The 19,856-nt window shown below is 44.9% G+C and carries 18 protein-coding genes; 13 read left to right on the top strand and 5 right to left on the bottom strand.

Annotation, left to right across the window (positions count from 1 at the left end; genetic code table 11):
• The first annotated feature begins 280 nt into the window (after nt 1-280).
• Both GJU87_RS16010 and GJU87_RS16005 read left to right on the top strand, forming a co-directional pair.
• Nucleotides 281-1,372: a family 20 glycosylhydrolase gene (locus tag GJU87_RS16010; RefSeq protein ID WP_153640410.1), complete on the top strand. Its 1,092-nt coding sequence runs from the start codon at nt 281-283 to the stop codon at nt 1,370-1,372.
• A gap of 41 nt (nt 1,373-1,413) precedes the next feature.
• Nucleotides 1,414-2,610, top strand: coding sequence for a heparan-alpha-glucosaminide N-acetyltransferase domain-containing protein (locus GJU87_RS16005; RefSeq protein WP_153640409.1), 1,197 nt, complete (start codon nt 1,414-1,416; stop codon nt 2,608-2,610).
• Nucleotides 2,611-2,943: 333 nt separating this feature from the next.
• Here the strand turns inward: GJU87_RS16005 and GJU87_RS16000 are convergent, their stop codons facing one another.
• The 3 genes from GJU87_RS16000 to GJU87_RS15990 form a co-directional block, all read right to left on the bottom strand.
• The gene (locus tag GJU87_RS16000) at nt 2,944-3,384 is read right to left on the bottom strand and encodes a peptidylprolyl isomerase (RefSeq protein ID WP_153640408.1); all 441 of its coding nucleotides are present in this window, start codon (nt 3,382-3,384) and stop codon (nt 2,944-2,946) included.
• Between the two features lie 75 nt (nt 3,385-3,459).
• The gene (locus tag GJU87_RS15995) at nt 3,460-4,032 is read right to left on the bottom strand and encodes a pentapeptide repeat-containing protein (protein WP_153640407.1); all 573 of its coding nucleotides are present in this window, start codon (nt 4,030-4,032) and stop codon (nt 3,460-3,462) included.
• An 83-nt stretch (nt 4,033-4,115) separates the two neighbouring features.
• Nucleotides 4,116-4,805, bottom strand: a complete 690-nt coding sequence (locus GJU87_RS15990) for a Crp/Fnr family transcriptional regulator (RefSeq protein ID WP_153640406.1) — start codon at nt 4,803-4,805, stop codon at nt 4,116-4,118.
• Nucleotides 4,806-4,960: 155 nt separating this feature from the next.
• Here GJU87_RS15990 and GJU87_RS15985 point away from each other — a divergent pair, with 155 nt between their 5' ends.
• Genes GJU87_RS15985 through GJU87_RS15970 form a run of 4 tightly spaced genes read left to right on the top strand, consistent with a single transcriptional unit; the run spans nt 4,961 to nt 7,738 of the window.
• Nucleotides 4,961-6,196, top strand: a complete 1,236-nt coding sequence (locus GJU87_RS15985) for an NAD(P)/FAD-dependent oxidoreductase (protein WP_153640405.1) — start codon at nt 4,961-4,963, stop codon at nt 6,194-6,196.
• Nucleotides 6,197-6,204: 8 nt separating this feature from the next.
• The gene (locus tag GJU87_RS15980) at nt 6,205-6,873 is read left to right on the top strand and encodes a DUF1641 domain-containing protein (protein ID WP_153640404.1); all 669 of its coding nucleotides are present in this window, start codon (nt 6,205-6,207) and stop codon (nt 6,871-6,873) included.
• Between the two features lie 30 nt (nt 6,874-6,903).
• A complete protein-coding gene (locus GJU87_RS15975) occupies nt 6,904-7,215 on the top strand; it encodes a TusE/DsrC/DsvC family sulfur relay protein (RefSeq protein WP_153640403.1) in 312 nt (103 codons plus the stop codon).
• Between the two features lie 16 nt (nt 7,216-7,231).
• On the top strand, nt 7,232-7,738 hold the full coding sequence (locus GJU87_RS15970) for a DsrE/DsrF/DrsH-like family protein (RefSeq protein ID WP_228492024.1): 507 nt from the start codon (nt 7,232-7,234) through the stop codon (nt 7,736-7,738).
• An 83-nt stretch (nt 7,739-7,821) separates the two neighbouring features.
• Here GJU87_RS15970 and GJU87_RS15965 read toward each other — a convergent pair whose 3' ends face one another.
• A complete protein-coding gene (locus GJU87_RS15965; RefSeq protein WP_153640402.1) occupies nt 7,822-8,193 on the bottom strand; it encodes a hypothetical protein in 372 nt (123 codons plus the stop codon).
• A gap of 24 nt (nt 8,194-8,217) precedes the next feature.
• Complete coding sequence (locus GJU87_RS15960) at nt 8,218-8,631, bottom strand: MarR family winged helix-turn-helix transcriptional regulator (protein WP_153640401.1); 414 nt, start codon at nt 8,629-8,631, stop codon at nt 8,218-8,220.
• 142 nt (nt 8,632-8,773) lie between these two features.
• Here GJU87_RS15960 and GJU87_RS15955 point away from each other — a divergent pair, with 142 nt between their 5' ends.
• From GJU87_RS15955 to pyrF, 7 genes are all read left to right on the top strand, one after another.
• Nucleotides 8,774-10,252 carry an alpha-L-fucosidase gene (locus GJU87_RS15955; protein WP_153640400.1) on the top strand — a complete coding sequence of 493 codons (1,479 nt, stop codon included), beginning with the start codon at nt 8,774-8,776 and terminating at the stop codon, nt 10,250-10,252.
• Between the two features lie 83 nt (nt 10,253-10,335).
• Nucleotides 10,336-11,706: a dipeptidase gene (locus GJU87_RS15950; protein WP_153640399.1), complete on the top strand. Its 1,371-nt coding sequence runs from the start codon at nt 10,336-10,338 to the stop codon at nt 11,704-11,706.
• 361 nt (nt 11,707-12,067) lie between these two features.
• On the top strand, nt 12,068-14,257 hold the full coding sequence (locus GJU87_RS15945) for a glutamine synthetase III (RefSeq protein ID WP_153640398.1): 2,190 nt from the start codon (nt 12,068-12,070) through the stop codon (nt 14,255-14,257).
• 151 nt (nt 14,258-14,408) lie between these two features.
• Nucleotides 14,409-16,415: an OmpA family protein gene (locus GJU87_RS15940; RefSeq protein WP_153640397.1), complete on the top strand. Its 2,007-nt coding sequence runs from the start codon at nt 14,409-14,411 to the stop codon at nt 16,413-16,415.
• 94 nt (nt 16,416-16,509) lie between these two features.
• Nucleotides 16,510-17,682 carry an AIR synthase related protein gene (locus GJU87_RS15935; protein WP_153640396.1) on the top strand — a complete coding sequence of 391 codons (1,173 nt, stop codon included), beginning with the start codon at nt 16,510-16,512 and terminating at the stop codon, nt 17,680-17,682.
• 65 nt (nt 17,683-17,747) lie between these two features.
• Nucleotides 17,748-18,833 carry a peptide chain release factor 1 gene (prfA, locus tag GJU87_RS15930; RefSeq protein ID WP_153640395.1) on the top strand — a complete coding sequence of 362 codons (1,086 nt, stop codon included), beginning with the start codon at nt 17,748-17,750 and terminating at the stop codon, nt 18,831-18,833.
• Nucleotides 18,834-18,988: 155 nt separating this feature from the next.
• Entirely contained in the window at nt 18,989-19,822 is an 834-nt protein-coding gene (pyrF, locus tag GJU87_RS15925) for an orotidine-5'-phosphate decarboxylase (protein WP_153640394.1), read from the top strand.
• Nucleotides 19,823-19,856: the final 34 nt, after the last annotated feature.

The raw sequence follows: 19,856 nt of genomic DNA, 5'->3' as shown, positions 1-19,856 counted from the left end.
GCATTATAAATAAAAGAAACCGGGTTCTTTCCCTTTTGGGGGCCAGAACCCGGTTTCTGATTGAAAACCTTTAATAAACGTTTTCGTGGTTACTATAGTAAAAGGATTGGATGCAATATAGATGGATTATTCTAATATTGCTCTGCTCTGTTAACTGTTATACAATATATTTTATTATTTCTTCAGGGAAGGGTATCAGGGGATTGGTAAACTTTTAAAGAGTTTTTGCGATTGGATGTTAATCATATAAATTTAGCATCAATCGATAAAACTAACTGACATGAAAAGGATTACCCTGTTTCTTCTGCTTGCTTTTCTAATCACACCGATTTTCGCACAACAAGAACAAATTAATCCCGAACCACCGGTACGGGGTTTCTGCATTGCAGCACCCAAGCCGGCCGATTTGGATACCTTTTTGGAATTTATCAACGATGTATTGGAACCGGCAGGGGTGAATACGCTGGTTCTGCGAGTGGATTATAACTACCAGTATAAGAGCCATCCAGAATTACGGGATGAAGATGCGCTTTCGCAGAAAGATGTCGATCGAATAGTTGAGGCCTGTCATAATCATGAGATAGCCATTATTCCGCAGGTGAATTTGCTTGGCCATCAATCCTGGGCGTCCGATTTGGGAAACTTGTTGAAGGTTTATCCTCAATTCGATGAAACGCCTGATGTGAAGTTGCCAAAGGAATATAAGTGGCCGAACAAAGACAGTTTGTACTGCAAAAGTTATTGTCCGTTGCATCCCGGCGTACATAAGGTCGTTTTTGATGTAGTCGATGAAATTGTCGCTGCTTTTCACGCGAAAGCGTTTCATGCTGGCATGGACGAAGTTTTTTACATCGGTGATCCGGATTGTCCGCGCTGCGCAGGTAAATCGAAAGCCAAATTATTCGCTGATGAAGTGAAGCGTATTGATGACCATCTCGCGAAGAGCGGAACGGAACTGTGGATTTGGGGCGATCGCTTGATAGATGGTAAAACAAGTGGAATTGGTATGTGGGAAGGAAGCTTCAATAATACATGGCCGGCTGTCGATATGATTCCCAAAGATGTGGTTATTTGTGACTGGCATTACGTGAAAGCAGTGCCTACAGCTCCGTACTTTGCGCAGAAAGGATTACGGGTTGTGAGTTGCCCGTGGAGAAAAGCCGATGTGGCCATTCAGCAATTGGACGATATGAAGAATTTCCGTCAACAGTCACCTTCCCCTATGAATCAAAAATTTCTGGGTGTGATGCATACGGTCTGGACGCCAGCTGAAAGTTTTCTTCGTCGTTGGAAGGAAAATGAGAAACCGAAAGACGGTTTGAGTGACATCGAGTGCTTTAAAGCCTTGTCCAACGCATGGACGGGAAAATAATTCAATCAGAATCTTTTTTATTCTAATAATCAAACGATACCATGACAAAACCAACTTCCCCTGGTCGGGTGGCTGCCATTGATATTTTGCGAGCTCTGACCATGTATTTTATGATTTTTGTAAACGATTTGTGGTCACTGAAAGGTGTTCCTAAATGGCTGGAACATGCCTCGGCTACCGAAGATTACCTGGGATTCTCCGATATCATCTTTCCTCTGTTTCTTTTTATTGTTGGACTAAGCATTCCCTTCGCGGTAGCTAACCGTCGGAAGAAAGGAGACTCAAGCGGGAAAATTGTCTGGCATATTTTCATCCGCTCAGTTTCCCTCATTTTGCTGGGATTTTATATGATGAATCTTGAAGAGATCGCCGGAAATCAGGTAATCGTGGGTCGATTTGGCTGGGAGTTGCTAATGGGAGTAGGCATTTTGCTGATTTGGCTCGATTGGCGGCGTACCGGTTTATCGCAGCGAGTTGTTTATTTGATGCAAGGAATCGGTGTCGCCGTCTTCATCTTCTTGGCTGCCATTTACCACGGAGGAGAAAATGGCCAGTCGTGGATGCAGGTTTACTGGTGGGGAATTTTAGGCCTGATTGGCTGGGCGTATCTATTAAATGCATTGCTTTATGTCGCTTCCAGCGGAAAGCTTTGGGTGCTCATCGCTGGTTGGTTGTTTTTCAATTTGCTGAATATTGCCGACCTCGCCGGATGGACCTCCGGTTGGGAATTCCTCAGAAGCGTCGCTGGTCCGTTGGTAACCGGTTCCAATCCAGCCTTGACGGCCGGAGGTTTAGTCGCTGCAGTTATCCTGCGAAAGCTGAAATCATCTGGAAAGGAGAAGTCGTTTTACCTGTGGATGGCCATATTGGCAGTTGTTGCATTGGCATATGGTTTTGGCTTACGGCCCGAGTGGGGAATTTCGAAAATTCAGGCAACACCGGCTTGGGTTGGTATTTGCTCGGGAATGGGATTCGCCTTATTCGGAATGTTGTATTTCTTCGCCGACAAAAAGGGAAAAACGAACTGGGCAAATATCATCCGTCCGGCCGGAACAGCAACTTTAACAGCCTACCTGTTACCTTATTTTATCTACCCGATACGAAGCGTTTTTGGACTGGTCCTGCCAATTGCTTTAAGGACCGGTTTCATCGGGATATTGAAATCGTTGATTTTTGCGCTATTGGTTGTGTTATTAACCGGATGGCTGGAAAAATATAAAATAAAACTGAAGCTATAATAACAAAGAGGTCGCCCCCAAAAGGGCGGCCTTTGTTTAGCAGTCATACCCGTTTCTTCTTGTGGCGCAAATCATCTGCTATCCGCAGATCACTCCTGTATTGTTGTGGCTATCATCTGCCATTCGCAGATTGTTCCGGCGTCGTTGCGGCGCCCATCTGCCGTTCGCAGATCGTTCTTACATCGTTGCGGCGCCCATCTGCCGTTCGCAGATCGTCCTTACATCGTTGTGCGAAGCATCTACCGTTTGTAGATCACTCTTGTGTCTGTTCGAAAAAGAGGATGTCCCAAAAAAGAACATCCTCCTTGTTTTCATATGAAAGTCGGCTAGTCTTCAGCCTTCAATAATGACAATCTTTTCAATCTCATCGCCGGGGCGAATATCGTCAATCACATCCAGCCCTTCGTACACTTTACCAAAGCAAGTGTGCTGGCGGTCGAGATGCTGCGTGTTTTGCCGGTTGTGGCAAATGAAGAACTGTGAGCCACCGGTGTCGCGGCCGGCGTGCGCCATCGACAATACGCCGCGATCGTGATATTGGTTATTTCCGTCCAGTTCGCATTTGATTTTGTAACCCGGACCTCCGGTACCATCACCAATCGGGCAGCCGCCCTGAATGACGAAATCAGGAATTACGCGATGAAATGTCAATCCATCGTAAAATCCTTCTTTCGACAACTTAATGAAATTGGCCACAGTATTCGGGGCATCTTCCTCGTAAAAGTTCACTTTCATTACCCCTTTCTCGGTATGAATCTCAGCACGTTTTGTCATAATGTCTTTAATTTTTGACCACAAAAATACAATCTTTTTTATTTAGTCTTTTGTATCGTGAATAGGATACACCCGCTATTCAATGAGTAGGTTGTACTTTCCAAGTAAGCCAGCAAGTCCGAAGTGCGAAAATCTTGCCTGGTTCAGTTTATTCCGTTCCGGATCGATGGTATAATGATGAGCACTCCGGAAATCGGCGTGGGTTAAATCGGTTAAATCAAAAACAGCATTGGTCAAATTACATTCTTGGAAGGAAGCGCCACTCAAATCACTTTCGGAAAAATTAGCTTCCACCAGCGAGCATTCTTCAAATGTTGTGTCTTTTAGCTTCATCTGATAAAGGCCGGCATAATCGAGCTGGCACTTCGAAAATTTCACATTGAGCAGGAATGGATTGCAGGAATTGAAATCAATTCCGATCAGTTTGCAGTTTTTGAAGGAAACAGTCTTTAGTCCGGTATTCGTTAATTTAACCAGACTCAAGTTGCAGCTTTCGAATAGGCAGTCGTTGAAATCGCTGTTCGAGAGGTTGGCTTCGGAAAGATTACAGTTTCTGAATGTACAATCGTAATATTCTTCCCCGCCGATGGTTTGCTGGCTGTAGTCGATGCCATCAAACACCTGATTGTCATGCTCCGCTTCTTTCATCTCTTCACGATTAAAAATCACCTGAAGGTACAACAAATCCGGTATTGGGAGTCGAAAAATCGATGAAAATCGAATCGCTTCTTTTATCCGTGGAGCGAGATGCTTTCCAGCCGTTCTTTGTCAATGATGTCAATTTCCTTTCCGAAAATCCGAATAATCTTGTCCTTTTTAAATTCGGAAAGCGTGCGGATGACATTTTCTGTTGTCATGCCAATGTATTCAGCAATTTCCTTGCGGGAAATGGGGAGTTCGAAATCGTCACGTTCGTAAACCTTGTCCGCGAAAAACAGCAGGACGTAGGCAACTCTTCCGTGAAGGTGTTTTTGCTTAATTTCCAGGTTGTCCAGGATGATTCGGTCAGTTGCTTCACTGACACGCATCATTAAATCGAGCGTGAAAACGCCATTTTCGCGGGCAATTTCTTTTACCTGCTCCAAATCCAGCTCGCAGGTAGTCGAGTCTTCAATGGAAGTAACGGTGTAATGGTAACTGTCGGAAGAGAAAACACTTAATAAACTGACAAAATCAAACGGCTTGGCAAAACTGATGATCTGTTCTTTGTCATCGCCGGTTGTTCTTGACAGTTTGACCAGTCCATTTTTCAGGTAAAGAAAGTTTTTGATGGGATCTCCCTCCCGGAGAATCACATCGCCTTTTTCGTAGTTGTGCTCAACTTTCTGAGTGCAGATTGAACGAATTTCATTCTTTGTAATGTGCTTGAAAAACAGTGTCTTTAGATGGCATCGTTCACAGGTGCATTCAAAGGTGTTCATATCTATATTCCCTGATTATTTAGGACTGTAAGGTATTAAAAAGATATGATAAATATTAGTTGATGATAGTTGTCACACGACATTTTTTAAATAACGTTTGGAGGGTAGGTATTTTCGCTTCTGAGATTTTTAATGATGTTCTAAATCCAGTAACGATGAAACGCATATTAATATTAGGAGCGGGTACTGCTGGCACGATGATGGCCAACAAGCTGAGAAAAGCCCTTGACAGGGATGAGTGGGAGATTACCATTGTTGATAAGCACCGCACTCACTATTATCAACCAGGTTTTTTGTTCATTCCATTCGGGATTTACAATAAGCAGGATGTTGTCAAACCGAAAGCCGATTTTATTCCACCAGGTGTAAAAATGGTTTTTTCGGAAGTTGATAAAGTAGAGGCTGAAGAAAACAAAGTTCGTCTGGCTGATGGAAGCGTTTTATTGTATGACTACCTGATTCTGGCAACCGGAACCGAAACCCGTCCGGATGAAACTCCGGGATTGGTGGACAAGTTGTGGAGAAAAGAAATTTTCGATTTCTACACGGTTGAAGGCGCTGTTGAATTGCAGAAATTCTTCAAGCAGTGGGAAGGTGGAAAACTGGTTTTGGCCATTACCGAGTTGCCATACAAATGCCCGGTTGCTCCCATCGAATTTGTTTGTCTGGCGGATGCTTACTTCACGGAAAAGGGAATTCGCGATAAGGTGGACATTACCTTTGTAACACCTTTGGCCGGCGCATTTACCAAGCCGATTGCTACCAAGATGCTGAGTGAATTATTGGCCGAGAAGAATATCAAAGTGGTTCCGGACTTTTATCTCGAAAAAGTCGATAACGAGAAGAAAACGATTGTTTCCTATGACGAACAAGAGATTCCGTTCGACGTGTTGACCATTGTTCCGATGAACATGGGCAATTCGGTTATCGAGCGCAGCGGTCTGGGAGACGACATGAACTATGTTCCTACCGATAAACACACATTGCGGTCGGAAAAATACGAGAACATATTTGTATTGGGTGATGCAGCCAACCTGCCAACTTCCAAAGCAGGTAGTGTCGCTCACTTTGCTGCCGACATACTTTTCGAAAACCTGATGAGCGCTATCGAAGGTCGCCCGCTGATGGCCAAATTCGACGGACACGCCAACTGTTATATCGAAACAGGATTCGGAAAAGGTGCCCTCATCGATTTTAACTACGACACCGAACCACTTCCGGGTACGTTCCCATTGCCGGGAGTCGGACCATTTGGTTTGCTGAAAAATACCAAGATTAATCACTACGGAAAAGTAATGTTCCGCTGGATGTACTGGCATATTCTCCTTCGCGGGAAAGAGTTACCCATCGATCCGTTAATGACGATGGCAGGTAAGAAAATGATAAAATAAGGAGAGTCATGGACGATAAAGCACTACAAGTTCAGATTTCGGAACTGAATGCGAAGGTTGATCTGTTGCTCGAGCATGTGAATGAGCAGCGGCTCAAAACCAATCAGCTGGAAGATTTGGTATCTGATATTTCCATCGTGGGTAAGGATGTGTACGACACGGCAGTGGTGGAACTGGAAAATCGCCAGGTGGAGCTCGACCCGGAACAGTTGAAAGGAATGGGTCTGAGGTTGTTGCGTAACATTGGGAATTTCCGCGACTTGCTCATCACATTCGAAAGCATGGCCGATTTGGTCAAGGATGTCACACCTATCGTGAATGAAACCATCATGGATTTCACCGATAAGCTCGATGAGTTTGACCGGAAAGGTTATTTCGAATTTCTTCGCGAAAGCGGAAACGTGTTGGACAAAGTAATTACCAAAGTTTCGACTGACGATATGAAACAGCTGGCGGAGAATATTGATCCGATGCTGGAAATGCTGAAAGCTTTGGGACGGCCCGAGGTGATTCAGGGAATGAAGAATGCGACGCAGGCTTTGGCCGATACCAGTAGCCAGAAGGTTCCGGAAGTATCCGTATTCCGCATGATGCGCGAACTGAATAAACCCGAGATGAAAAAGGCGCTTGGGTTTATGGTAACATTTATGAAGAATTTTTCAACTCAACAATCATAGTTAATAAATCAACTTAAAAACAATAAAGCAATGGCTGAAAAAAATTATGCAGGAAAGACAATTGAAGTGACAGAAGATGGTTATTTCACAAATCCAGCTGACTGGAACGAGGAAATTGCGAAGGAGATGGCAAAGGAAGCCGGAATAGAGCTCACAGATAAACATTTCGAAGTATTGAACTATTTGCGTAAGCAGTTCGAAACCGGAGAAGCGCTGACTATTCGTAAGGTTGGTAAATCAGGAATTGTTGATATTAAAGGACTTTACCAGCTGTTCCCCGGTGGTCCATTGAAAATTTCATCGAAACTGGCCGGCATACCGAAGCCCACCAGTTGTGTTTAACCAATTAATTCCTTGAATGATGAGTGAACATACAGAAACACCCCTGAAAAAGGTACTGATTATTTGTGCCAAGGGTTCATTGGAAGATGTATATGCTGCATTGGTAATGGCCAATGGAGCCGTGATGGAAGGTATCGAAACAAAACTGTTTTTCACCTTCTTCGGACTCGATGGAATTACCAAAAAGCGAATGAATAAATTACATACTGCCACATTGGGTAATCCGGCTATGCGGATGCCGGGCGGTATGCAGTTCCCGTCGCTGTTGGGCGTTTTGCCCGGAGTAGAGAGCGGTGTGTCATCGATGATGCGCAAAGAAATGGATGCGCTCGATATGCCGCCGGTAGATGAGTTTTTGGAGATGATCACAGCTGGAGGAGGCGAAGTCTTTGCCTGCAAACTGGCCGTTGACATGTTCAAACTCAAGAAAGAGGATTTGAGCGATGAGGTAGAAGATATCATTACCATCGGCCAGTTCTATGAAATGGCAGGTGGCGAAAATACCCAAATCATCTTTACCTGATTTGGCTCTGGCCTTAATTTAGGCTTTTAGACATTTAAACGTTTGGAGAGGGAGAGTGGAAGCGTCCGCCTCCCTTTCTTTTTTTATCCATGACTCATTGAGGTGTGGCTTATTCTTCCCGTATCCGGAGATGTATACTGAAGAAATTCAACCGGAGCTCCGTTTTCCTCAATCATGGCTACCAGTATTCCTTCCGAAGGGCTGTTCGGTTCAACCAATATATTTCGACCTTTCAATGCCTCATCCATGTCGTGAACCACAAAAGCAACGTGAGGCACCGTTTTTACGAGTTCCGGCATGGGAGAATCTTCTTCAAAACGCATCCATTCAATTCCAAACTCGCTCTCCTCGTAACCGGAATGGTAGAATTTTAGTTTTTCGTGGTAAGCTTCGTTTTCCTTTTTCTCGTTAGTGGGAATACCAAGATGATGATATCGAAACTCGAATGTTTTCATAAGCTGGGTAGTTAAGTTGGTATTCTATTCTTCTGTCAGAACTTTGGTGAGCAGGTATCCCAAAATGTCCTTCTCCGATTCATTTAGATTTTTGGTTAGCCGACTCGCAACTTCGGTTTGAACCGATTCGTGTAGCCGAATCATTTTTCTGCCCGCTGTGGTTGAGTGCAAATGGAAAGCTCTTTTATCTTTTTTCGAAGGAACTTTTTTAATCACTTTTTTCTTGAGCAGCTTATCGATTAATGCCGTGGTTGTTGGTTTGGTAATCGAAAGTTCTTTGGCTAAAACCGATGGAAGAGGATTCTTTAACTCTTCTATTTTTTGGAGACAACTAAGTTGGTGCTCTGTCAGGTCGGCCAGTTCGGATTGTTGCCGGGCTTGCTCTTCAATTTCTTTTGCCCGGGAAAGGAAATGGTTGATGATTTCTTCCTGTGTCATAACTATTAGGTTTACTTATAAAGTTAGTGAGATAGAACTAAACATGAAATACATTCGGTTGATTTTCAATATTGCGACAGGGAATTGGTTTTTGGGATAAGTTGTTAATTTTGTTTAGTTGACATAAACTAAACAAACGACCATGTATAAGATAATTGGATTAACCTGCCTGCTTTTCATATCTGTTAGTTGCCACGAAAAAGTGGTTCCTCCACCCGAACCATATGGGGCAATTCCTTCGAAGCGTCAAATGAAATGGCACCAGATGGAAATGTATGCTTTTCTGCATTTCACAACCAACACGTTTACGGATAAAGAGTGGGGCTACGGCGATGAGCCCGAGTCGGTTTTCAATCCTACCGATTTCGATGCAGACCAGATTATTGGCACGCTCCGGGAGGCGGGCTTCAAAGGAGCGATATTAACAGCCAAGCACCACGATGGATTTTGCCTGTGGCCTTCGGCTTATACCGAACATTCGGTAAAGAACTCACCCTGGAAAGATGGAAAAGGAGACGTTGTAAAGGAAATTTCGGATGCTTGTAGAACGTATCAAATGAAATTTGGAGTGTACTTATCGCCTTGGGACCGGAATTATGCCGGTTACGGTCAGCCGGAATACATTACCTACTACCGGAATCAGTTGCAGGAACTCCTGACCAACTATGGAAATATTTTCGAAGTGTGGTGGGACGGTGCCAATGGTGGAGATGGATATTACGGAGGTGCGCGGGAAACGCGAAAGATCGATCGGTCGTCGTACTACCAATGGGACAAACTAATTCCACTGGTACGCGAACTACAGCCTGGAGCCTGTATCTTCAGTGATGCCGGACCGGATATTCGCTGGGTGGGCAACGAAAATGGTTTCGCGAAGGATTCCTGCTGGGAAACCTATACTCCGCTTCCCGCGAAGGGTGAAACAAAAGCCGTTGCCGGAACAACCCAGTGGCAAATTGGTGAAACCGGAACTCAGAATGGAAAGTTCTGGATGCCGGCTGAGGCCGATGTCTCCATTCGTCCCGGATGGTTTTATCACCCTGCTGAAAACGACAAAGTGAAAAGCTTGGAGGAGTTGGTGGAGATTTATTTCCATTCCGTTGGAAACGGAGCTTCGCTGAATTTGAATGTTCCTCCCGATAGAACAGGCCGTATCAATCCCGTCGATTCGACTCGGTTAATGGAATTTCATGCCTGGTTGAAAGAAGCGTTCGACGACAACCTGCTACGGAATGCGAAGGTAGAAGCTTCCGCCACCCGCGGTGAAAGCGAGTTTTATGATGTCAGGAATACCGTTGATGATGATTTGGATACTTATTGGGCTACCAATGACGATGAGAAAAGTGGAACCATTGTTTTTCAACTTCCCGGCAAGGAGACATTTAATTGCTTCATGGCACAGGAATATATTCCGCTGGGACAACGAGTATCCGAATTCTCGGTAGATGTATGGCAAAACGGAGAATGGAAGACGGTGACAAATGGAAGCACGATTGGTTACAAAAAGCTTGTCCGGTTTCCGATGGTTACGGCTGAAAAGGTTCGGCTTACTATTGATAATGCGATGGCTTGTCCTGTTATTTCCGAAACAGGTTTGTTTTTGCTGCCGGGAGTTCGATAGTTAGGCCGGAGATTTTCCACAAAACGGATTCTGTCTGCAAGAGGAAAAAATGTACCTTAGGCATTCAAAAATAAATTCACATCATGGATTACATTAATAAATATATCGAAGAGAACAAGGATCGATTCCTCGAGGAATTGTTCGAACTGATTAGTATTCCGTCTATCAGTTCCATCGCTCAACACAAGCCGGACATGTACAAAGCGGCCGAGTACTGGAAAAAACTGATGCTGGATGCAGGTGCGGACAAAGCGGAAGTTTTCGAAACGGATGGTAACCCGGTTACTTATGGCGAAAAAATTATTGATCCGGCCAAGCCGACGGTGTTGGTTTATGGCCATATGGATGTGATGCCCGTTGACCCGATTGAAAAGTGGAACACAGAGCCTTTTAAAGCCGAGATTAAAGACGGAAAGATATGGGCTCGTGGTGCTGAGGATAACAAAGGTCAGTCTTTCATGCATGCCAAGGCTTTCGAGCTGATGGTGAAAAACGATGCACTTCCCTGTAATGTGAAATTCATGGTTGAGGGAGAAGAGGAAGTGGGTTCACCGAACCTGGGCAAATTTTGTGAAGAGAATAAAGAGATGCTCAAGGCTGATATCATTCTGGTTTCGGATACCAGTATGATTGCCTGCGACATTCCGTCGATTACAACCGGCTTGCGTGGTTTGGCGTACTGGCAGGTCGAAGTGACCGGCCCCAACCGCGATTTGCACTCCGGGCTGTTTGGCGGAGCCGTAGCTAATCCTATTAATATATTGAGTCAGATGATTGCCGGTATGGTCGACGAGAACAATCGCGTGACCATTCCTGGTTTCTATGACGACGTTCTGGAAGTTTCAGACGAAGAGCGGGCCAAATTAGCGGAAGCTCCTTTCGATGAAGCGGAGTATAAAAAGTCGATTGGCGTGGAAGCGCTCGATGGTGAAAAAGGATTTACGACCAATGAGCGGACCGGAATTCGTCCGTCGTTTGATTTGTGTGGAATCTGGGGTGGTTACACCGGTGAAGGAGCAAAAACCGTTTTGCCGTCCAAAGCATTCGCAAAAATCAGTAGTCGCCTGGTTCCAAATCAGGACCACGAAAAAATGGCGGTGGTTTTCAAAGAATATTTCGAATCCATTGCTCCCGATACCGTAAACGTTGAGGTAACTCCGTTGCATGGAGGTAAGGCATACGTTTGCCCGATTGATTTGCCGGCCTATCGTGCAGCCGAAAAAGCCTGCGAAGATGTATTTGGCCGTACTCCGGTTCCGGTACGAAGTGGAGGTAGTATTCCAATTATTTCAACATTCGAGGAAATTCTGGGAATAAAATCGATTCTGTTAGGATTTGGACTGGAGTCGGACGCTATTCATTCACCCAACGAAAACTTCCCGTTGGAGAATTTCTATAATGGAATTCGCACCATTCCGCTTTTCTATAAACACTTTGCTGAAGGTGAAAAGTAAAAGTTGATTTAATAGCAACATCCAAATAGTTAACCGAAAGGGGAATGCAGAACTGCATTCCCCTTTCTTGTGTTTTATGCCGAAAATTATTGTAAAAAATAAATAGCTGGTAAAATATAGTTACGAAATATATTGAAAATGCGTCAATCTGAAATTGGATTCTAGGATAATAAAACCAGAAAACATCTTTTTGACCCGAAAAACAACAAAAAATGAAGAGATGTGTCAAAAAATGAGGGGTAATATTAAGAAATTGTGAAAATGAAGCACAGAATAGTCTCAAAAAGCAAGGATGTATGTCAAAAAAATTACTTTTGATTTCGAAACGTAGAAAATCATTCACAAATATCCCTGAATAACTATGGCAACATTTAGATTTAAAGCCCTCGAGACACTTTTGGAAAGAAAACCCGTTTGTGTTCCCCGTGAAGCAAATCTCACTTCCGATTATTACGGAAAATTAGTTTTCGATCGGGAGAAGATGAAAAAGTATTTGTCCAAAGAAGGCTACAAGGCTGTAACTGACGCAATTGATAAAGGAACGACTATCGATCGTAAATCGGCTGATTTGGTAGCTGTTGGTATGAAAGCTTGGGCACTTGAAAATGGTGCAACTCACTACACTCACTGGTTCCATCCGTTGACTGATGGTACCGCAGAGAAACACGATGCTTTTATTGAGTATTCAGAATTAGGTGGCGTTGTTGAGAATTTTTCAGGAAAATTATTGGCTCAGCAGGAACCTGATGCATCTTCATTCCCGAGTGGCGGATTGAGGAATACTTTTGAGGCGCGTGGTTATACGGCATGGGATGTTTCGTCTCCGGCATTTATTGTTGGGACCACTCTTTGTGTTCCTACTGTATTTATTTCATATACCGGCGAAGCTCTTGACTATAAAGCTCCGTTGCTGAAAGCGATTAACGCTGTTGACAAAGCGGCTGTTGCTGTTTGTCAGTATTACGATAAAAATGTTTCCAAAGTGCAGGCCAATCTGGGGTGGGAGCAGGAGTATTTCCTGATTGACGAAGCGTTGTACAATGCGCGTCCCGACCTGATCCTGACCGGTCGTACGTTGATGGGGCACTCATCTTCGAAAGATCAGCAGTTGGATGACCACTATTTTGGTTCCATTCCGGAAAGGGTTTCATACTTCATGCGCGATCTGGAAAACGAAGCATACAAACTGGGTATTCCGGTGAAAACCCGTCACAACGAGGTGGCTCCGAACCAGTTTGAGGTAGCTCCGATTTTCGAGGAAGTGAACCTGGCAAACGATCACAACCAACTTATCATGGACACCATGAGTCGTATCGCTCGCCATCACGGTTTCCGTGTTCTTCTTCATGAAAAACCATTTGCCGGAATTAACGGTTCCGGAAAACATAACAACTGGTCGCTTTCAACCGATACCGGTGTGAACCTTTTTTCTCCCGGGAAAAATCCGAAAGCAAACATGCAGTTCCTGACTTTTGTGGTCAACACGCTGAAAACTTTGCATGATAACCAGGATCTGCTCCGTGCATCGATTTTGACAGCTGCTAATGCTCACCGGTTGGGTGCAAACGAAGCTCCACCGGCCATTATTTCTGCCTTCCTGGGAACAGAAGTAAATAAGATGCTGGATTACCTGGAGGAAGCCGTTGTTGACCGGAAAATGACTCCGGATGAAAAGACTGCATTGAAACTGGATATCGGTCGTATTCCTGAAATTCTGTTGGATAACACCGACCGTAACCGTACTTCTCCCTTCGCCTTCACCGGAAACCGTTTTGAGTTTCGCGCCGTAGGTTCTTCTGCTAACTGTGCTTCAGCAATGATCGCACTGAATACAGCTTTGGCAAAACAGCTGACTGTGTTCAAGAAGGACGTGGATGTCATTATTGAAAGTGGTGTGAAGAAAGATGAAGCTATCTTTCAGGTACTGAAAAAATACATTGTTGAATGTAAAGACATTCGTTTCGACGGTAACGGTTACAGTGAAGAGTGGGTTGAAGAAGCTGCCCGTCGTGGTCTGACCAACGTGAGAAACGTACCGGAAGCTTTGGATGCATACCTGTCAGATAAAGTAGTCGGCCTTTTCGGTGAAATGGGTATTTACACTGAGAAGGAGCTGGAAGGACGCACCGAGGTTGAATTCGAGAAGTTCACCAAGAAGATTCAGATCGAAGCTCGCGTGTTGGGTGATTTGGCTATCAACCACATTGTTCCTACGGCAATTCGCTATCAAACGACTTTGATCGAGAACGTTCAGGGCCTGAAGGACCTTTTTCCGGCTAACGAGTTCGAGAAACTGGCTGGTGCCCGTCTGGATATGATTCGTATGATTTCGGGACATATTTCAAATATTAAAGCCAAGGTAAGCGAAATGATTGAAACCCGGAAAGTGGCTAATGCTATCGAGAACGAGCGCGAAAAAGCTTACGCTTATGACAAAACAGTTCGTCCGTTCCTCGAGGACATCCGCTATCACATCGATAAGCTCGAATTGATTGTTGACGATGAATTGTGGCCGCTGCCTAAGTATCGTGAATTACTTTTTACAAGATAATTTCAAGGACAAATTCCATTAAGATTAGATTTGAGAAGCCGTTTTCCCCTTTGGAGGACGGCTTTCTTTTGTTCGAAATGTTGTCAAATAGTTGTATGGGTTTTACGTTAACCGGAAAAGGTCTAAATTTACGGCTCATAATTCCTAATCGATGAAGTCTAAGTCCTCAATCTTTGTTTTCATATCGGTATTGATGTTGACTCTTGTTCTGGGCGGTTGCAAGACCTCCAGGAAGTTGTCGAAATCGAATAAATCGTATGAGATAGGGGAATATTACCGCTCCATCGAACAATACCGGAAAACCTATCGGAAGACCAAAAATCGTGTGGTAAAGGCCGAAATACAGTTTAAGATTGCCGAAGCGTATAAATACATTGGAGAATATAAGCGGGCAGCCACTTTTTACAAAACGGCAATTGTTCGCGGCTATTCCGACCCGATTGCAATCCTGCATTATGCCGATGTGTTAAGGGCCGACCAGGAGTATGACGAGGCAATTGCCAATTACCAGAAATATCTTAAAACAAACCCCGGAGATCAACATGCACTGAATGGTATCGCTTCGTGCGACCGGACACCGAACTGGCTGGAAAACCCGACCCGTTTTCAGATAGAAGACTTAAAATCGCTTAACTCGAAGGCGAGCGACTTTGCCGGCGTTTATCCCGGAGGGCATGAAAATCAGATTGTGTTCACTTCTTCCCGTGAAGGTGCAACTGGTCGTCGCGATAGCCCCATCACCGGACAATTGTATGGTGACATTTTTCATTCGTACTTTGACAAGCAAAAAGGACGTTGGGAAAAGCCATCGCTGATTGATGAAAATCTCACAGTGGATACCGGCGATGATGAAGGAGCTGCGTCTTTCGATTCCCGTGGCACGACGATGTATTTTACCCGCTGTCGCTACGACAAAACGAAGTCGATGGGAGCGGAAATCTATACCAGTTCTGAAACAGGAGGAACCTGGTCGGAGCCGGTAAAAGTTGCATTGGGCGGTGATAGTTTGCTGATTGCTCATCCGTCGCTGTCGGCCGATGGTCGCACACTCTATTTTGTTTCCGATATGCCCGGAGGATTTGGCGGCAAAGATATCTGGAAAGCCGAAGGAGCTCCCGGTGCCTGGGGAAAACCTGTTAATTTGGGACCTGCCATCAATACGCCAGGCAATGAGATGTTCCCGTTCATTCGTGATAACGGAGAGTTGTACTTCTCTTCCGATTTTCGCGTCGGGATGGGCGGTCTCGATATTTTCAAGGCTGTTAAGAACGATAAAGGTCAATGGGAGGTCGAGAACATGAAGGCGCCCATCAATTCGCCCGGTGACGATTTTGCCATCTATTTTGTACCCGGAGAAGATCGGGGACTGTTTTCGACGAATCGGAAAGGTACCCGCGGTGATGATATCTTTTCATTCGTGCTTCCGCCGAAGATTTTCGAAATCGACGGCAACGTAGTTGACAAGGAAACAGGCAACCGGCTGAAGAATGCGACCATTCGTCTGATTGGAACCGACGGAACGATGTTGCGCCTGAATGCAAACAACGGGAAATTCAAGTTTCGTCTCAATCCCGAAACAGAATATGTGGTGGCTGCCTTCAAAAAAGGTTACTTAAATGCGAAAGCTAATGAGACGACCATTGGTTTGAAGGACAGCAAAACATTCGACGTGAGCCTCGCGCTTACGCCAACCGATGCCCCCATCCGTGTCGACAATATCTATTACCAATTTGGGAAGTGGGATTTGTTGCCTGCGTCGAAAAATGCGTTGGACAGTTTGGTGCAGATCTTAGTGCAAAACCCCACCGTTACGATTGAGTTGATGGCGCACACCGATTGCCGTGGAGATGCGAAATTCAATTTTGAGCTTTCGCAGAAAAGGGCGGAGTCTGTTGTGAATTACCTGGTGGCGAATGGTATTTCACCCGCTCGCCTGGTGGCAAAAGGTTATGGTGAGACAGCGCCCAAAACGGTAACCCGGAAATTGGCTCAGAAATACAGTTTCCTGAAAAGGGGAGAAGAATTGACCTGCGATTTCATCAACAAACTGCCAACCAAAGAAGAACAGGAAATTTGTCATCAAATTAATCGTCGCACCGAATTCAGGGTACTTTCGACAGATTACCGGGAGAAATTTGCTCCGTCACCCAAGGAGTAACAATTCCGTAAAGGTGAAAGTCTAAAAAGATATTAATTTTGCGGTTGTTTTTCATCCGGAGGGATTTACCATTCGGCAAAATCTATTTTCACCTATGGGCAGCGAAACCAGATATAACCGTCGCGGTGTTTCGGCATCGAAAGAAGATGTGCACAACGCCATCAAGAACATCGACAAGGGACTTTTCCCGAAAGCATTCTGCAAAATAGTTCCCGATTACCTCAGTGGCGATCCTGATTATTGCAATATCATGCATGCCGACGGAGCCGGCACCAAATCGTCGTTGGCTTACCTTTACTGGAAAGAAACCGGTGATGTTTCGGTTTGGAAAGGCATTGCACAAGATGCGATTGTGATGAATCTGGATGACTTGCTTTGTGTGGGAGCGACTGACAATATTCTGCTCTCATCTACCATCGGACGAAATAAGAACAATATTCCCGGCGAGGTAATATCAGCAGTCATCAACGGAACGGAAGAACTGTGTGCAGAACTGCGCGAACAGGGAATTTCCATTTACCCAACCGGCGGTGAAACAGCCGATGTGGGTGATTTGGTCCGTACCATCATTGTCGATTCTACGGTGACCTGCCGCATGAAACGCGAAGACGTAATTTCTGCCGACAATATCCGCCCTGGAAACGTCATTGTCGGATTGTCCTCAGCGGGACAAGCCACTTACGAGAAAGAATACAATGGTGGCATGGGCAGCAACGGACTGACTTCTGCTCGCCACGATGTGTTTGCTCATTACCTGGCTGAAAAATATCCCGAAAGCTTCGATCCTTCCGTTCCCGATGATTTGGTTTATTCCGGCGGACGCCGCTTAACCGATGCAATAGAAGAAGTAGGACTGGATGCAGGGAAACTGGTGCTTTCACCAACGCGTACCTATGCGCCGGTTATTCGCAAAATATTGGAAAAATACAGGAAGCAGGTTTCCGGAATGATTCACTGCTCGGGTGGAGCACAAACCAAAGTGCTGCATTTTGTCGATAACGTTCATGTGATTAAAGACAATATGTTCCCGGTTCCCCCGCTTTTTAAGCTCATTAAAGAGCAGAGCGGAACCGAATGGCAGGAGATGTACAAGGTGTTTAACATGGGGCATCGTTTCGAACTTTATGTTGAACCTGAGGTGGCCGATGCCATCATTGCTATTTCTAGAGAGTTCAAAATTGATGCGCAAATTGTTGGGCGTGTTGAAGAACATGAGGGGAAGAAACTAACCATTCAATCGGAATTTGGCACTTTTGCATACCATTAGCTTCTCCCATAGGTTATTGATTGAGAATTTTTAAATGGGAAAGAAATGCCAAAACGCTAAAGACTATGTCAGATAACAAACTCTTAGATAAATTCGAAAGCATCCAGATACGTTTTGAAGAAGTTGGTAAACAAATTACCGACCCGGACGTGATGAAGGATATGAAGCGATATGTCAAGCTGAATCAGGAATACAAACAGCTTGAATCGTTGGTGAACGCATTTACGGAATACGCACGGGTGCTTCAGAACATTAAAGATGCCCGCGAAATGCTGGCCGAAGAAAGTGACGAGGATGTTCGCGAAATGGCCCGCGAAGAGCTCGAAAGCAGCGAAGCCAAAGTAGAGGAGATGGAAGAAGGTATCAAACTGCTTTTGGTACCGGCCGATCCGGAAGACAGCAAAAATGCCATTTTGGAAATTCGTGGAGGAACCGGAGGAGACGAAGCTGCCATTTTCGCCGGCGATCTTTTCCGTATGTACTCCAAATATTGTGACACCAAAGGTTGGCGGATGGAGATTACTCACTACACTGAAGGTACGTCGGGCGGTTACAAGGAAATTGTTGCCAAAGTTTCCGGCGAAGGCGTCTACGGAGTACTGAAATATGAATCGGGCGTGCATCGTGTTCAACGTGTGCCGCAAACCGAAACGCAGGGACGTGTACATACCTCTGCAGCAACCGTGGCTGTTCTTCCCGAAGCTGAAGAGTTTGATGTGGAGGTGAAGGAAAGTGATATCCGGAAAGACACGTATTGTTCTTCCGGACCGGGTGGACAGAGTGTGAACACTACGTATTCGGCTATTCGCTTAACACATATTCCTACTGGGATTGTGGTTACCTGTCAGGATGAGAAGTCGCAGTTGAAAAACCTGGCCAAAGCCATGACGGAATTACGTACCCGGATTTACAACATGGAGTACCAGAAGTACCTCGATGATGTAGCATCGCGCAGAAAAACGATGGTGTCAACTGGTGACCGTTCGGCCAAAATACGGACCTACAACTATCCGCAGGGGCGTGTAACCGATCACCGCATCGGGTTGACCTTGTACAATCTTTCAGCCATTATGGATGGTGATATCGAAGAAGTGATCGATAAGCTTCGGGTAGAAGAAAATGCTCAACGGATGAAAGAGAGTGAGCTGTAAGGCATCATCTGGTTCCGGTGAAAATGGTTGGAAGGCAAAATATTTTAGGGAATTCATTATCATAACATAGTGAAACGTAAGTTTTTTGTAAAAACCTAAACCCACTGGATTGATTTATTCTTAATAAAATTAATTTCGTGCCAAAATTTCAGTGAATGACTACCGAACAACTATTTGAAAACATCAAACGTAAAGGTTCCTATTTGTGTGTAGGACTGGATACCGACATCCGCAAGATTCCGCGTTACCTGCTTGATGCAACCGACCCTGTGTTCGCGTTCAATAAAGAAATTATTGACGCCACAGCCGATGTGGCCGTTGCCTACAAACCTAACCTGGCCTTCTACGAAATGCTGGGCGTTCAGGGATGGAGCAGTCTGGAAAAAACCGTTAATTACATTCGGCATAATCATCCGGACATTTTCATCATTGCTGATGCCAAACGTGGCGATATTGGCAATACTGCCTCTATGTATGCCCGGGCTTTCTTCGATCATCTCGATTTTGACGCTGTAACGGTGGCTCCTTATATGGGCGAAGATTCCGTAAAGCCGTTCCTGACGTATCTCGATCGGTGGGTTATTTTGTTGGCACTCACATCTAATAAAGGAGCTTTCGATTTCCAGTTTATGGAGGACAAAGAAACTGGTGAGAGACTGTTTGAGAAGGTGTTGAAGTCTTCCAGTGAATGGGGAACCAACGAAAACATGATGTATGTAGTTGGTGCAACCAAAGCGGAGGAGTTAGCTGGTATACGTCAGATTATTCCCAATCACTTTTTACTGGTTCCGGGCGTAGGAGCGCAGGGAGGCAGTTTGGCAGAGGTTGCGAAATATGGAATGAACGAGCAATGTGGATTGCTGGTGAATTCGTCGCGTGGAATCATTTATGCTTCGGACAGTGAAGACTTTGCTGAAAAGGCAAGGGAAAATGCATTGAAAGTGGCGGGCGAGATGAAAGAAACGCTAAAACTTCACAAGCTGATATAATCGTTAATTCTGCTCAAGAGATTTGAAGGCGGCA

This window comes from Prolixibacter sp. NT017 (assembly GCF_009617875.1).
Classification (GTDB): Bacteria; Bacteroidota; Bacteroidia; order Bacteroidales; family Prolixibacteraceae; genus Prolixibacter.
This window is presented reverse-complemented; position numbering and strand designations above follow the sequence as displayed.

Excerpts from the sequence above, each read along its gene's own strand:
- GJU87_RS16010 (WP_153640410.1), top strand. The coding sequence starts at position 281 with ATGAAAAGGATTACCCTGTTTCTTCTGCTTGCTTTTCTAATCACACCG.
- GJU87_RS16005 (WP_153640409.1), top strand. The coding sequence starts at position 1,414 with ATGACAAAACCAACTTCCCCTGGTCGGGTGGCTGCCATTGATATTTTG.
- GJU87_RS16000 (WP_153640408.1), bottom strand. The coding sequence starts at position 3,384 with ATGACAAAACGTGCTGAGATTCATACCGAGAAAGGGGTAATGAAAGTG.
- GJU87_RS15995 (WP_153640407.1), bottom strand. The coding sequence starts at position 4,032 with ATGAAAGAAGCGGAGCATGACAATCAGGTGTTTGATGGCATCGACTAC.
- GJU87_RS15990 (WP_153640406.1), bottom strand. The coding sequence starts at position 4,805 with ATGAACACCTTTGAATGCACCTGTGAACGATGCCATCTAAAGACACTG.
- GJU87_RS15985 (WP_153640405.1), top strand. The coding sequence starts at position 4,961 with ATGAAACGCATATTAATATTAGGAGCGGGTACTGCTGGCACGATGATG.
- GJU87_RS15980 (WP_153640404.1), top strand. The coding sequence starts at position 6,205 with ATGGACGATAAAGCACTACAAGTTCAGATTTCGGAACTGAATGCGAAG.
- GJU87_RS15975 (WP_153640403.1), top strand. The coding sequence starts at position 6,904 with ATGGCTGAAAAAAATTATGCAGGAAAGACAATTGAAGTGACAGAAGAT.
- GJU87_RS15970 (WP_228492024.1), top strand. The coding sequence starts at position 7,232 with ATGATGAGTGAACATACAGAAACACCCCTGAAAAAGGTACTGATTATT.
- GJU87_RS15965 (WP_153640402.1), bottom strand. The coding sequence starts at position 8,193 with ATGAAAACATTCGAGTTTCGATATCATCATCTTGGTATTCCCACTAAC.
- GJU87_RS15960 (WP_153640401.1), bottom strand. The coding sequence starts at position 8,631 with ATGACACAGGAAGAAATCATCAACCATTTCCTTTCCCGGGCAAAAGAA.
- GJU87_RS15955 (WP_153640400.1), top strand. The coding sequence starts at position 8,774 with ATGTATAAGATAATTGGATTAACCTGCCTGCTTTTCATATCTGTTAGT.
- GJU87_RS15950 (WP_153640399.1), top strand. The coding sequence starts at position 10,336 with ATGGATTACATTAATAAATATATCGAAGAGAACAAGGATCGATTCCTC.
- GJU87_RS15945 (WP_153640398.1), top strand. The coding sequence starts at position 12,068 with ATGGCAACATTTAGATTTAAAGCCCTCGAGACACTTTTGGAAAGAAAA.
- GJU87_RS15940 (WP_153640397.1), top strand. The coding sequence starts at position 14,409 with ATGAAGTCTAAGTCCTCAATCTTTGTTTTCATATCGGTATTGATGTTG.
- GJU87_RS15935 (WP_153640396.1), top strand. The coding sequence starts at position 16,510 with ATGGGCAGCGAAACCAGATATAACCGTCGCGGTGTTTCGGCATCGAAA.
- prfA (WP_153640395.1), top strand. The coding sequence starts at position 17,748 with ATGTCAGATAACAAACTCTTAGATAAATTCGAAAGCATCCAGATACGT.
- pyrF (WP_153640394.1), top strand. The coding sequence starts at position 18,989 with ATGACTACCGAACAACTATTTGAAAACATCAAACGTAAAGGTTCCTAT.